The organism is Streptomyces sp. NPDC002690 (assembly GCF_053592415.1).
Genome location: NZ_JBSFVR010000004.1, coordinates 52,755 through 65,346, shown reverse-complemented (window position 1 = coordinate 65,346; position 12,592 = coordinate 52,755). Strand labels below are relative to the sequence as shown.

Annotated in this window: 16 protein-coding genes and 1 pseudogene; 5 read left to right on the top strand and 12 right to left on the bottom strand. The window is 71.1% G+C overall.

The genetic code is table 11. The features are described from left to right. The 7 genes from ACWD3D_RS01310 to rpsJ form a co-directional block, all read right to left on the bottom strand. Window positions 1–100, bottom strand: a 100-nt coding sequence (locus ACWD3D_RS01310; RefSeq protein ID WP_451458851.1) for a large ribosomal subunit protein uL22, incomplete at its 3' end; no start/stop codon positions are given. A gap of 42 nt (window positions 101–142) precedes the next feature. Further along, window positions 143–424, bottom strand: coding sequence for a 30S ribosomal protein S19 (gene rpsS, locus ACWD3D_RS01305; protein ID WP_023539342.1), 282 nt, complete (start codon window positions 422–424; stop codon window positions 143–145). Window positions 425–436: 12 nt separating this feature from the next. Next, window positions 437–1,273: a 50S ribosomal protein L2 gene (gene rplB, locus ACWD3D_RS01300; RefSeq protein WP_328721286.1), complete on the bottom strand. Its 837-nt coding sequence runs from the start codon at window positions 1,271–1,273 to the stop codon at window positions 437–439. Window positions 1,274–1,323: 50 nt separating this feature from the next. After that, a complete protein-coding gene (gene rplW / locus ACWD3D_RS01295; RefSeq protein ID WP_266705244.1) occupies window positions 1,324–1,647 on the bottom strand; it encodes a 50S ribosomal protein L23 in 324 nt (107 codons plus the stop codon). Next, the gene (gene rplD / locus ACWD3D_RS01290; RefSeq protein WP_266705246.1) at window positions 1,647–2,297 is read right to left on the bottom strand and encodes a 50S ribosomal protein L4; all 651 of its coding nucleotides are present in this window, start codon (window positions 2,295–2,297) and stop codon (window positions 1,647–1,649) included. Before rplD ends, rplW begins: the two co-directional genes overlap by 1 nt. Before the next feature lie 4 nt (window positions 2,298–2,301). After that, a complete protein-coding gene (gene rplC / locus ACWD3D_RS01285; protein ID WP_275493820.1) occupies window positions 2,302–2,946 on the bottom strand; it encodes a 50S ribosomal protein L3 in 645 nt (214 codons plus the stop codon). Window positions 2,947–2,959: 13 nt separating this feature from the next. Continuing rightward, a complete protein-coding gene (gene rpsJ, locus ACWD3D_RS01280) occupies window positions 2,960–3,268 on the bottom strand; it encodes a 30S ribosomal protein S10 (protein WP_003948644.1) in 309 nt (102 codons plus the stop codon). Between the two features lie 646 nt (window positions 3,269–3,914). On the opposite strand from rpsJ, the pseudogene ACWD3D_RS01275 reads away from it, so the two are divergent. Beyond that, window positions 3,915–4,869, top strand: a pseudogene (locus ACWD3D_RS01275) (DUF389 domain-containing protein); the annotation flags it as partial. A gap of 115 nt (window positions 4,870–4,984) precedes the next feature. Continuing rightward, window positions 4,985–5,812 (top strand): pyrroline-5-carboxylate reductase family protein, encoded by an 828-nt coding sequence (locus tag ACWD3D_RS01270; protein ID WP_451458847.1) that lies wholly within the window; start codon window positions 4,985–4,987, stop codon window positions 5,810–5,812. 47 nt (window positions 5,813–5,859) lie between these two features. Here ACWD3D_RS01270 and ACWD3D_RS01265 read toward each other — a convergent pair whose 3' ends face one another. Then, window positions 5,860–6,741, bottom strand: coding sequence for an alpha/beta fold hydrolase (locus ACWD3D_RS01265; protein WP_451458846.1), 882 nt, complete (start codon window positions 6,739–6,741; stop codon window positions 5,860–5,862). 147 nt (window positions 6,742–6,888) lie between these two features. Between ACWD3D_RS01265 and ACWD3D_RS01260 the strand changes: the two genes are divergently transcribed. Continuing rightward, window positions 6,889–8,946 carry a BTAD domain-containing putative transcriptional regulator gene (locus tag ACWD3D_RS01260; RefSeq protein WP_451458845.1) on the top strand — a complete coding sequence of 686 codons (2,058 nt, stop codon included), beginning with the start codon at window positions 6,889–6,891 and terminating at the stop codon, window positions 8,944–8,946. Between the two features lie 4 nt (window positions 8,947–8,950). Here ACWD3D_RS01260 and ACWD3D_RS01255 read toward each other — a convergent pair whose 3' ends face one another. Together ACWD3D_RS01255 and ACWD3D_RS01250 are read right to left on the bottom strand one after the other, a co-directional pair. After that, complete coding sequence (locus tag ACWD3D_RS01255) at window positions 8,951–9,625, bottom strand: NUDIX domain-containing protein (protein ID WP_451458844.1); 675 nt, start codon at window positions 9,623–9,625, stop codon at window positions 8,951–8,953. After that, window positions 9,622–10,005, bottom strand: coding sequence for a DUF4406 domain-containing protein (locus ACWD3D_RS01250; protein ID WP_266710547.1), 384 nt, complete (start codon window positions 10,003–10,005; stop codon window positions 9,622–9,624). Before ACWD3D_RS01250 ends, ACWD3D_RS01255 begins: the two co-directional genes overlap by 4 nt. Window positions 10,006–10,068: 63 nt before the next feature. Between ACWD3D_RS01250 and ACWD3D_RS01245 the strand changes: the two genes are divergently transcribed. Then, complete coding sequence (locus ACWD3D_RS01245) at window positions 10,069–10,830, top strand: DeoR/GlpR family DNA-binding transcription regulator (protein WP_451458843.1); 762 nt, start codon at window positions 10,069–10,071, stop codon at window positions 10,828–10,830. Between the two features lie 99 nt (window positions 10,831–10,929). Here the strand turns inward: ACWD3D_RS01245 and ACWD3D_RS01240 are convergent, their stop codons facing one another. Beyond that, window positions 10,930–11,133: a DUF397 domain-containing protein gene (locus ACWD3D_RS01240; protein WP_451458842.1), complete on the bottom strand. Its 204-nt coding sequence runs from the start codon at window positions 11,131–11,133 to the stop codon at window positions 10,930–10,932. After that, window positions 11,130–12,008, bottom strand: coding sequence for a helix-turn-helix domain-containing protein (locus ACWD3D_RS01235; RefSeq protein WP_451458841.1), 879 nt, complete (start codon window positions 12,006–12,008; stop codon window positions 11,130–11,132). The genes ACWD3D_RS01240 and ACWD3D_RS01235 overlap by 4 nt, the downstream gene beginning before the upstream one ends. A 142-nt stretch (window positions 12,009–12,150) precedes the next feature. On the opposite strand from ACWD3D_RS01235, the gene ACWD3D_RS01230 reads away from it, so the two are divergent. Beyond that, on the top strand, window positions 12,151–12,570 hold the full coding sequence (locus tag ACWD3D_RS01230; protein WP_451458840.1) for an ATP-binding protein: 420 nt from the start codon (window positions 12,151–12,153) through the stop codon (window positions 12,568–12,570). The last annotated feature ends 22 nt before the right edge of the window (window positions 12,571–12,592 follow it).

The following is a 12,592-nucleotide window of genomic DNA, read 5'->3' as shown; positions in this document are numbered from 1 at the left end:
CCTGAGCCTCCGTGGCATCCATGCCACGGATGAGGTCCACCACTCGGCGGGCCTTCATGGGCGTGACGCGGATGTACCGCGCCTGGGCCCTGGCTTCCATGGTTGTCCCTTCGGTGTGAGTCATAGTCGTTTCCACCCCGCGTTAGCGGCGCTTCGACTTCCGGTCGTCCTTGACGTGGCCGCGGAAGGTGCGAGTCGGCGAGAACTCGCCGAGCTTGTGGCCGACCATCGACTCGGTGACGAACACCGGGACGTGGATCTTGCCGTTGTGCACCGCGATGGTGTGACCCAGCATGGCCGGGATGATCATCGAGCGACGGGACCAGGTCTTGATGACGTTCTTGGTGCCTGCCTCGTTCTGTACGTCCACCTTCTTGATGAGGTGTCCGTCGACGAAGGGCCCCTTCTTGAGACTGCGCGGCATCTAAACCCGCTCCTAGCGCTTCTTGTTCGTCTTGCGGCGGCGGACGATGTACTTGCTCGATGCCTTCTTCGGCGAGCGAGTACGACCCTCCTTCTGACCCCACGGCGAGACCGGGTGACGTCCACCGGAGGTCTTGCCTTCACCACCACCGTGCGGGTGGTCAACCGGGTTCATCGCGACACCGCGGACGGTCGGGCGAACGCCCTTCCAGCGCATGCGGCCGGCCTTGCCCCAGTTGATGTTCGACTGCTCGGCGTTGCCGACCTCGCCGATGGTGGCGCGGCAGCGGGCGTCGACCAGCCGGATTTCACCGGAAGGCATACGAAGGTGGGCCATCGTGCCCTCCTTCGCCAGCAGCTGCACGGAGGCACCGGCGGAACGGGCGAACTTCGCGCCGCCGCCGGGCCGCAGCTCGATGGCGTGGATGGTCGTACCGACCGGGATGTTGCGCAGCGCCAGGTTGTTGCCGGGCTTGATGTCGGCGGTCGGGCCGTTCTCGACACGGTCGCCCTGCTTCAGGCCCTTCGGAGCGACGATGTAACGCTTCTCGCCGTCCGCGTAGTGCAGCAGCGCGATGCGCGCGGTGCGGTTGGGGTCGTACTCGATGTGCGCGACCTTGGCCGGCACGCCGTCCTTGTCGTGACGACGGAAGTCGATCACGCGGAAGGCGCGCTTGTGGCCACCACCCTGGTGGCGAACGGTCACACGACCGGTGTTGTTACGGCCGCCCTTGCTGTGCAGGGGGCGGACCAGCGACTTCTCCGGCGTGGACCGCGTGATCTCGACAAAGTCGGCGACGCTGGAGCCACGACGGCCCGGCGTCGTCGGCTTGTACTTGCGGATACCCATGTTTTCTCAGTCCTCGGAAATATTCCGGATCCTGGACGTCCCTACCTCCGTCAGGAGGTCGGGCCGCCGAAGATGTCGATACGGTCGCCCTCGGCGAGGGTCACGATGGCGCGCTTCGTGTCGGCGCGCTTGCCGAAACCGGTCTTGGTGCGCTTGCGCTTACCCTGACGGTTGATCGTGTTGACCCCGGTGACCTTGACCGAGAAGACCGCCTCGACGGCCTGCTTGATCTGGGTCTTGTTGGAGCCGGGCGCGACGATGAACGTGTACTTGTTCTCGTCGAGCAGCGCGTAGCTCTTCTCGGACACGACCGGCTTCACGAGGATGTCGCGCGGGTCCGAGTACGTCTTGCTGGTAACGGTCGCCGTGCTCATCAGGCGTCGCTCCCTTCGGTCTCAGCGGTCTGGGGGCCAGACACGAAGGACTCGAAAGCGGCCTGGGTGAAGACCACGTCGTCAGAGACGATCACGTCGTACGTGTTGAGCTGGCCCGGCTCCAGGATGTGCACCTGGGGCAGGTTGCGCGCGGAGAGCCACGCGGCCTCGTCGGCGCGGTCGACGACCAGGAGCAGGTTGGGGCGCTCCGAGATCTTGCCGAACAGCGTCTTGGCGGCCTTGGTGGAGACTCCACCCTCGACCACGCCGGTGATGACGTGGATGCGGGAGTGACGCGCCCGGTCCGAGAGGGCACCGCGGAGGGCGGCGGCCTTCATCTTCTTCGGGGTGCGCTGCGAGTAGTCACGCGGCTGCGGGCCGTGGACGACGCCACCGCCGGCGAACTGCGGCGCGCGGGTCGAACCCTGGCGGGCGCGGCCGGTGCCCTTCTGGCGGTACGGCTTGCGGCCACCACCACGGACTTCGCCGCGACGCTTGGTCTTGTGCGTGCCCTGACGGGCAGCGGCCAGCTGAGCGACAACGACCTGGTGGATCAGCGGAACGCTGGTCTTCGCGTCGAAGATCTCCGCGGGGAGCTCGACGGTACCGGCCTTGTCGCCTGCCGGCGAAAGGATGTCAATGGTGCTCATTACCTCAAGCCCCCTTGGCCGCGGTACGGACCAGTACGAGGCCGCCGTTCGGACCGGGGACCGCGCCCTTGATGAGGAGCAGACCCTTCTCCGCGTCAACCGCGTGGATGGTCAGGTTCTGGGTGGTGACGCGCTCGTTACCCATGCGACCGGCCATGCGCATGCCCTTGAAGACACGCCCAGGGGTGGCGCAGCCACCGATCGAACCGGGGGAACGGTGCTTGCGCTGGACGCCGTGACCGGCGCCGAGGCCCTTGAAGTTGTGACGCTTCATGACACCGGCGAAGCCCTTGCCCTTGCTCTTGCCCGTGACGTCAACCTTGACGCCGGACTCGAACACCTCGGCGGTGAGCTCCTGGCCCAGCGTGTACTCGCTGGCGTCCGGGGTGCGCAGCTCCACCAGGTGGCGGCGCGGGGTCACGTCGGCCTTGGCGAAGTGACCCTTGAGGGGCTTGTTCACCTTGCGCGGGTCGATCTCGCCGAAGGCGATCTGGACCGACTCGTAGCCGTCGTTGTCGTTGGTGCGGACCTGGGTGACGACACAGGGCCCGGCCTTGACGACGGTCACCGGGACAACCCGGTTGTTCTCGTCCCAGACCTGGGTCATGCCGAGCTTCTCGCCCAGGACGCCCTTAATGTTCTTAGCCATCTCGCGCGTCACCTCAGAGCTTGATCTCGATGTCGACGCCGGCCGGCAGGTCGAGACGCATCAGCGAGTCAACCGTCTTCGGCGTGGGGTCGAGAATGTCGATGAGGCGCTTGTGCGTCCGCATCTCGAAGTGCTCGCGCGAGTCCTTGTACTTGTGCGGCGACTTGATGACGCAGTACACGTTCTTCTCAGTGGGCAGCGGCACCGGGCCCGCGACCGACGCACCAGTGCGGGTCACCGTCTCGACGATCTTCTTCGCCGAGGAGTCGATGACCTCGTGGTCGTAGGCCTTGAGCCGGATGCGGATCTTCTGTCCCGCCATGGCTACTAGTAGTCCTGTCTCTCGAAACGCTCTGGAACCCGGGGGTTCTCCAGTCCTCCGCATCCGACCCACGCGGTCGGGCGTGTCGCATCCCCTCTACGAAAATCTCCCGAAGGAGATCCCAACCAAGGGGGTGCGGGCCCAAAGACCGCGCTGCGCTCAATGAAGAGCAGATCGGGGGCGGAACGCCCACCGGGTGCCTGGTCTATGCCCCTCTGACGCTTCCCGGAAGATTCCCGTACTTCCGACCCGTACAGGGCCGACGAGTACTGTGGGACTCGCTTCCGGTCCTCCCGGCGGGAGGCGCGCAGCATTGACACTCAACCGAGCAACCTGGCCAGTGTGCCATACGGGAAGCGACCCTGGCCAATCGGCCGAGGATCTTACCCCCCACGAGCGATTGCTCAAACGCGGGCACGCCCCACGGGGCCGCCGGCGCCCTTGCGCCGCCCCGCCGACCTGGCGCCGGCAGGCATTCTCCGCGCGGGGGGAGCGGGGCCCGATCACCCGCGCTCGCGGCGGGCGGCAAGGGTCGCCGGCCTGGCCGCAGGGCCCGGGGAACCGGCGCCGTCGCGGTGCCGTGCCACCCTGATGCTCCGCACAGCTCGGGCCGCACGGTCCGGCGCCGACCCCTGGGAGTGGCCCCGTGCTGCATCTGCGCCTGATCGTCCCGGCGGACCGCACCGACGACGTGGTGCGGCTGCTGGAGGGGAGCGTGGGCGCCACGCACCTCGTGGTCCTGCCCGGCGCGGCCCGCTCCCCCGCCGGTGACCTGGTGCTCTGCGACGTGGCCCGGGAGGCGGGCGACCCGCTCATCGGGGCGCTGCGCGGGCTCGGGATCGACCGCGAGGGCTCCATCACCGTGGAGAACCCGGAACTCACCCTCTCCACCCACGCCGACGAGGCCGAGGAGCGGGCACCCGGCGACGGTGCGGACGCCGTGCTCTGGGAGGAGCTGACGGAGGTCACCCACGAGGAGTCGACCTTCAGCATCACGTACGTCGCGTTCCTGACGATCGCCACCATGCTCGCGGCGGTCGGCGTGATGCTGGACAACGCGATCCTGATCGTCGGAGCGATGGCGGTGGGGCCCGAGTTCGGGCCCCTGGCCGGGGTCTCGACCGCTCTGGTGCAGCGGGCGCCGCGGCTGGTGTCCCGTTCGCTGGTCGCGCTGGTGGGCGGTTTCGCGGCGGCGATGGTGTTGACGGCCGGGTTCGCGTGGCTGCTGGACGCGTGTGGCCTCTTCACCCGCGCGATGGTCGAGGGCGACCGGCCGAACACCGGCTTCATCTGGCAGCCGGACTGGATGTCCTTCGTGGTCGCCTTCCTCGCGGGCGTCGCGGGCACCCTCTCCCTCACCTCGGCGAAGTCGGCCGCCCTGATCGGGGTCACGATCTCGGTCACCACGGTCCCGGCGGCGGCCAACGCGGCCGTGGCGTTCAGCTACTCCGACTACGCGCAGACCGTGGGCTCCTCGCAGCAGCTCCTCGCCAACCTGGGCGGCATCGTGTTGGCCGGCACCCTCACCTTGCTCGCCCAGAAGGCCCTCTGGGCACGCCAGTTGAACCGCTCCACCGCGACGGGAGACGCCGGGCACGAGCGCGCCTGAGGTACGGGAGCACACGGGAGTCGCGGCCGGGTCTCGCGGGAGCGCGGCACCGGCGGCTGCGCACGTTCGCGTGATCGTGTCCGTCCGCTTCTGCCAGGCTGTGCGCCATGAGCGAGTACCGAGCAGTGGGCGTGGTGGGTCTCGGCCGGATGGGGCTGACCCTGGCATCCGGATTCCGCAGGGCGGTCGCACCCGGCCTGCTGTTCGCGGCGGGCCGGTCCGCGTCCAGCGTGGCGCGCCTCCAGGAGACCGTGCCCGCCGCGACGGTCCTGGCCCTGAGGCAGCTGCCCCACCACACCGACGTGATCGTGCTGTGCGTACGGAACGCGGACCTGCCGGCGGTCCTGGACGAGCTGCGGCCCGGGCTCACCACCCGGCACCTCGTGATCACCGTCAACAACGGCCTGCCGCTGCGCACTCTCGCGGACGCGGTCCCCGGCCCGGTGGCCAAGCTGATCCCGAGCGTCGGCAACGACAAGGGGGCCGGGGCGACCCTGCTGGTCCCGGGCCCGCGCCTGGTGGCCGAGGCCACCGAGGAGCTGCTCGGCCTGCTCCGGGCGTTCTCCACGCCCTTCGTGATCGAGGAGGGCCAGGGCCGGGCCGCGACCGACCTGGCGTCCTGCGGTCCGGCGCTGCTGGCCGGGGCCGCCCGGGCCATGGTGGACGCCCAGGAGCAGCGGGGCGCCCCGCTGTCGAGGGAGCTGGCCGGGGCCCTCGTCGCGCAGAGCCTGCACGCCCTGAGCCGCCTGCTCGGGGAGGGCGCCTCGCTGGACGAGGTCGTGGACCGGGTCGCCGTACCCGGAGGCAACACGGCCGCCGGCCTGGAGGCCGCCCGGGACGGCCTCGCCGGGGCGTGGGGGGCCGCCTTCCGGGCGACGGAGGAGAACGAACGGTCCAAGTCCGCACCGGAGTTGGGTGCGGCGGGGCAGGGGTGACGGGTTGCCCGTCACCGGGCCGCCGTACCCGACTCCGGCGCGCCTGATCAGCGGGTCGCGAGCGCCCTGATCTCCTCGGCGATCAGCCGGGGGTCTTCCTCGGCCATGAAGTGGCCGCAGGACACCGTGCGGTGCTCCAGGTCGTCGGTCCAGGCACTCCACAGGCTGTGGGCGTGGTAGCCGAGGGCCGCGCCCCAGTCCTGCTGGAGGACGGTCACCGGCATGGCCAGCTTGTTGCCCGCTTCCCTGTCCACGGTGTCGTGGTCCACGTCCACACCGGCCGAGGCACGGTAGTCGGCGACGACGGAGGGGACGGCCGCGGCCGAGGCGGCCAGGTAGTGGGCGCGGACGTCGGCGGGGATCGCGTCCGGGTTCTTGGTCCAGGCGTCGAGGAAGAAGCCGAAGAAGGTGTCGGCGGCCCCCTGGATCATCTCCTCGGGCAGGCCGGGAGCCTGGGCCATCAGGTAGAGGTGGAAGCCGACCGCGCCGTTCACGCCGCGCAGCGCGTCCCACATGTCGAGGGTCGGCAGGACGTCGAGGAAGAGGGCGCGCGCGACGGCGTCCGGGTGGTCCATCGCGGCGCGGAAGGCGACCAGGGCGCCGCGGTCGTGACCGGCCAGGACGAACCGGTCGTGGCCGAGTCCGGCGGCGAGGCGTACGACGTCACGGGCCATGGTGCGCTTGGCGTAGACATCGGGGCCGGTCTCGGCCGGCTTGTCGCTGGCACCGTAACCACGCAGGTCGGGACAGATGACGGTGTGATCCGCCGCCAGGTCGGCGGCGACGTGCCGCCACATGAGGCGGGTCTGCGGGAAACCGTGCAGCAGAACGACGGGGGCGCCCGCGCCGCCGACGGCTGCGCTCAGGGTGACGCCGTCGTCGACGGTCACGCGGTGCTCGGTGAAACCGGGAATGCTCAGGGCTGTCACAACGACTCCTGTGAGAGATGGCAGAGTGGACGATCCGGACCTCGGGCCTCGGTGAGCCGGGCCGTCCGGGGACGTCATCCAGGTTGTGGGCGCCGGATCAGCGATCGATGAGTGGACGCGCGCCCCGGCGGTGAAAGGACCCCTGTCGTGGGCGTGGAGTTCGGACTGCTGGGCCCGGTGGCCGCCTGGGCGGCCGACGGTTCGCCGCTCCCGCTCGGCGCACCCCGCCACCGGGAGGTGCTCGGCCGGCTGCTGATCGCCAGGGGCCGGGTGGTGCCGGTCGGCCGGCTGGTGGCCGACCTGTGGGAGGACGACGCCCCGGCGGGTGCGGTCGGCGCGGTCCGTACGTTCGTCGCGGCCTTGCGCCGCGCGCTGGAAGCCGACCGTCCGCCCCGGCGGCCCTCGCGCCTGCTGGTCACCGAGGGTCCCGGTTACGCGCTGCGTACGGATCGCGGGTCGGTGGACGCCTGGCGGTTCGAGGACGCGGCCGCCCGTGCCGCCGGGGCGCCGCCGCACGCGGCGGTCGCCCTGTGGGACGAGGCACTCGTGTGCTGGCGGGGAGCGGTGCTGGCCGACTTCCCCGCCGTCGCGTGGGCCGCGGCCGAACGTGCCCGGCTGGAGGCGCTGCGACTCGACGCGGTCGAGCGGCGTGCCGACGCCCAGCTGACGACCGGCGCCGCCCGTGACGCGGTCGCCGACCTGCGGGCCCACGTCGCCGCCCACCCCGGCCGGGAGGACGGCTGGGTGCTGCTGGCCACCGCGCTCGACCGTGCGGGGCGGCACGGAGAGGCTCTGCGGGTGCTGGCCCGAGCCCGTGACGCGCTGGGCGGCGGGGACCGTACCGGGCGAGCCCTGGATCGGACCGAGGCGCGCATCCTCGGTGGTCCGTCGGACTCCGCCGCCGAGCCGGCCGGAGTGGCCGACAGCGTCTGGGACCGGGCTGCGGCCTCCTGGGACCGCTCGGTGCCCGCCCGCGCCCGGGCCCGGCTGCACGCCACCGCCGGCCTGCTCCGCGACCTCGCGGTCACCGGGCCCGACGGCCTGGAAGAGGCACACCGGCACCGGCGGGACCTCGTCGCGGCGGCCGAGACGACGGGCGACCCGGAACTGGCCGCCCGGATCATCGGTTCCTACGACGTACCCGCCGTGTGGACCCGCGCCGACGACCCGGACGGCGCCGGGGAGCTGTCACGGGCCGCGGCCCGCGCAGCCGCCCGGCTCGGCCCCGGAGGGCCTGCCGCCCTGCGTGCCCGGCTGCTCTCCGTGGTGGCTGTCGAATCCCGGGGAGATGCTGCCTCGGACGCCCCGCTTCCCCGAGCCGGCGACGCCCCCGCCGCCGAACCGTGGCGCCTGCGCGCCGAACGCGCCGCCGAGGAGGCCGTCCGGCTGGCCCGGCGCCTCGGCGACCCCGCGCTTCTCGCGTTCGCGCTCAACGGCGCCTTCATGCAGGCCTTCGCCGCCTGCGGTTCGGCCGCCCGCCGGGACGCCCTCGGCGTCGAACTCACCCGGCTGAGCATCGACCACCAGCTCCCCGGGCACGAGGTTCTGGGCCGCATCGTCCGTCTCCAGGCTCTCGCCGGCCAGGGCCGTTTCGCGGAGGCGGACATCGAGGCGGAGGAGATCGACCGGCTCGCACACCGCAACGAACGTCCGCTCGCCGGTGTGTTCACCGCCTGGTACCGGGCACTGCGCACCTGCGAGGCCGAGGGCCGGCCCGCCGCCCGCCACCGGTACGCGCGGGTTCTGGCGGAGACGGCGGAGTGCGGCATGCCCGGCCTCACCCGGGGGGCCGCCGCGCTGGTCGCGCTGGTCCCCGTGATGCGCGGTGACGCCCTGCCCGGTCCCGGTGACTTCGCGGGCCTGGACCCGGGCCCGTACCGCCCATGGCTGGAACCCCTGCTGCTGGCCGCGTCGGGCGCCACCGAGGAGGCCCGTCAGGCGCTGACGAACGTTCCCCGGCCCCCGCACGACCTGCTCCAGGAGGCCCTGTGGTGCGTACTCGCCCGTGCCGCCACGTCCGTGGGGCATCTGCCCGTCCTGCGCCGGGCCCGTACGGAACTCGCCGCAGCCGAGGGCGAGTACGCCGGAGCGGGCAGCGGCCTGATCTCCTTCGGCCCGGTCGCCCGCCACGTGGCCGCCGTGGACGCCGCACTGCGGAGGACGGCCTCCGCCACCGGGCCGGCCACCGACGACGGCGAGGCGTGAGCCGTCACGGGTTCCGGCAGGGCGCGAACGGGCCGTCCAGCGCCGCCCATTGCAGCAGCATGATCGTCTTGCCGTCGGTGACGCGCCCGTCGCGGGTCATGGCGAGGGCCTCGGCGAAGGGCACTTCGAGGACCTCGATGTCCTCTCCCTCCTCCTCCACGCCGCCACCGGCTCCGGTCCGGTCGGCCTCCGTGTACGGGGCCGCGAAGAAGTGGAGGCGTTCGGTGACGGACCCGGGGCTCATGTAGGCGTCGAAGACGTGCGTGAGCGGGCCGAGGGTGACGCCGAGTTCCTCGGCAGCCTCGCGGCGGACGGCGGTAATGGGGTCGTCCGCGTCGAGCAGCCCGGCGGCGGCTTCGACGAGCATGCCGTCGGGGTGGTCGTTGACGTAGGCCGGGTACCGGAACTGCCGGGTGAGCAGCACGCACCCCCGCCCGGTGTCGTACGGCAGGACGACGGCGCCGTTGCCCCGGTCGTACGTCTCGCGCTGCTGGGTCTCCCAGCGGCCGTCCCGGCGGCGGTGGTCGAAGGTGGTGCGCCGCAGGACGTGCCAGCCCTCGGAAGTGAGTTCGACGGCCTGGACCACAACGTCAGGATTGCGGTCAAGGCCGCGGCCCGCCCGGTCGAGGCCGGTACGGCCCCGATGGTCGGGAGTATCGATGCCGGGGCGGGCGGTCACGCGACCTCGCCCGGCGTGCGGCGGGGGATCTCGCTCGCCTCGAAGTAGACGGGCAGGCCACGGCGCCGGGCGGTGGCGACGTCCTGGTCGGCACCGGCGGACTCGCCCGGGAGGCGGAGTACGGCGTCGCAGTGCGCGAGCAGCCGGTCGGCGACCGGGTAGAGGACCTCGTCCGCGAGCGGGTCGGTGGGACCGGCGCCGGCCGAGCGCAGCACGGGCAGCGCGACCCACTCGCCGATGACGGGAACGTGCCCGGCGGCGAAGACCGGCCAGGCGGCGCCTTCGAGGCTGCGGAGGTTGTCGGCCATGGCCTGCGGGTCGCCGTCGGTGCCGGACCGGTAGGGGCCTGCGATCAGGATGAGCATGGGCTTGTTCGCCACCTGTGTGCCGTTCATGCCGTCTACACTACATGCAGAAACACGCAAGAACAGGAGAGAACGTGCATGCTTGCTGCTGAACGCCGCGATCACCTACTCGGTCTGCTCGCCCGCGAGGGCAAGATCGTCGCCAAGGACGTCGCCTCCGAGCTGGGCATTTCCGAGGACAGCGTCCGCCGCGACCTGCGCGACCTCGCGGCCGAGGGTCTGTGCCAGCGGGTCTACGGCGGGGCGCTGCCCGTCTCTCCGGCGGTGGTCGACTACGCCGCCCGGCAGGACGTGGCCGCCGACGGGAAGCAGCGGGTAGCCGCGGTGGCGGCGGGCCTGGTGCGGCCCGGCGGCTCACTGATCCTGGACGGCGGCACCACCGCCCTCGCGGTCGCCCGCACACTCCCGCCGGATCTCGCCTGCACCGTGATCACCCACAGCCCGACGATCGCCGCGGCCCTGATCGACCACCCGCGGGCGGAGCTCTACCTGCTCGGGGGCCGCGTCTTCAAGCACTCGGCGGTCACCTGCGGCGCGGCGGCGGTCGAGGCCGCGAGCTACGTCTCCGCCGATCTCTGCCTGCTCGGCGTCACCGGCGTCCACCCGGAGGCCGGGCTGACGACCGGGGACGCGGAGGAGGCGGCCATGAAGCGGGCCCTGTCCGCGCGGGCCGCGGAGACGTACGTCCTGGCGTCCTCGGAGAAGATCGGCACGGCCTCGCAGTACCGCGTCCTGCCCTGGGAACGCGTCACCGGCCTGATCACCGACGCCGATCCGGGCGACCCGGTGATCGAGCGGCTCGTGGCGGAGGTGGGGGTGGAGGTACTGGCGGCGGGGTGACGGTGGGGGCCGGGACTGGGAGCGCCGCAGGTGGGGGCGGCACAGGGCACGAGGCGCGTCGGCCCGCGCCTCAGTCGCTCCCGTACTTCCGGGGCGTGGTCAGCTCTCGGCCGCGAACCCGACGAACGCGGTCCAGGTGGCGGCCCGGAACCTGATCTGCGGACCCGAGATGGTCTTGGAGTCCCGCAGATGGACAGCAGAGGCAGTCGTAGAGACCTCAACGCAGTCGGAATTGGCGTCACTGCTGCTGTAACTGCTCTTGAACCACGCCGAAATCTCTTCGACCGTGGGCTTGGTACTCATGTCTCTCCCAGCAGTTTCTCGATGAAGGCAAGCGACTCTCTTGGAGTGAGCGCCTGCGCCCGGATACTCCCGTACTGCATCTCCAGCATCTGGACCTCACGAGGCTCGGTGATCAGCATCGACAGGTGCTGAACCTCCGTGTATCCCAAGGTAGTACCGCCTCTGAGCCGGAGGATACGGAAGCCTCCCATCAGCCCGGCATGGTCCTCAAGATCGGTCGGCATCACCTGAATCTCCACGTTGCGCATCTGCCCCAGTTCGAGGAGACGCTCCAACTGTCCCCGCTGGACGAGCTTGCCTCCGAGCGGGCGGCGAAGCGTTGCCTCATCCTGGACAAAACTGAAGACCGGCACGGTCTCTGACTTCCCGATGACGTTCTGCCGCGCGGTCCGGGCTGCCACGGCTCTCTCGATGACCTCAGCGGAATACAGGGGACGGCGCGTCCCGAAGAGGGCTTTGGCATACTCGTGCGTCTGGAGGAGGGCATGAAGCGTCTGGTGCGTGTACGCGCCCATTTCCACTGCGTCCGCTTCCAACCGGGCCATGTCCCGGACCTTCTTCGGGTACCTCGCCTCCGCCACGTCCTGTTTCATCGCGGCGATCTTCCCGCCCGCGCCCAGCACCTCGTCCGCCTTGTCCAGGAACTCCGGCTTGGGAATGCGCTTGCCGGACTCGACCTTGTAGATCTGGTTCTCGCCGTAGCCGATGGCCCGGCCGAATTCGGCGGCGCGCATGCCGGCGGCCTCCCGCCAGAGGCGGATCTGTCTGCCCACGGCGGCGATCACCGCGCCGGAGTCGTCCTCCAAGCCGAAGTCGCCGACGTCCAGCTCGTCCAGACCGTCCGTCGTACCGTCCCTGCCGTCTTCCTCCAGCATCGGAGTTCCCCGCCTTCTCGACCCGTCGCTCAGGCATGCAGTGCCGTACGAAGTGGACAGGAGGGGGCCACGACTGGACAGTCACCGTCCGTACCCGCGTCGGCACTTCTCAGCGTAGTGAACTGTGGCCACGCTGAGTGACATGAACCAAGAAATCATCCAACCGCGCGCCACCTCGGGGAAGTTCACGCTTCAGCTTTCGGCCACTCCCCGGGGTGCCCGGCTGGCCCGCCTGCTGGCGACGGAGCAGCTGCGTGACTGGGGACTGGCGCCGGACTCGGCCGCTCTGGTGGTGGCGGAACTGGCCGCGAACGCGGTGGTGCACGGGTACGTCCAGGGCCGCGACTTCCGCCTCGCGCTCACCCTCTCGGACGACACGCTCCGTATCGAGGTGGTCGACACGCGCGGGGAGCGGCTGCCACGAGTACGGGCCTCCGGGGTGGAGTCCGAGTCGGGGCGGGGGCTGGTGCTCGTGGAGGCTCTGGCTGAGCGCTGGGGCGTGGAACACGGGCCGTTCCCCCGGAAGACCGTGTGGGCGGAGGTGGCGCTCACCGGGTCCTGACTCCTGGGCCGCCCACGTTCCG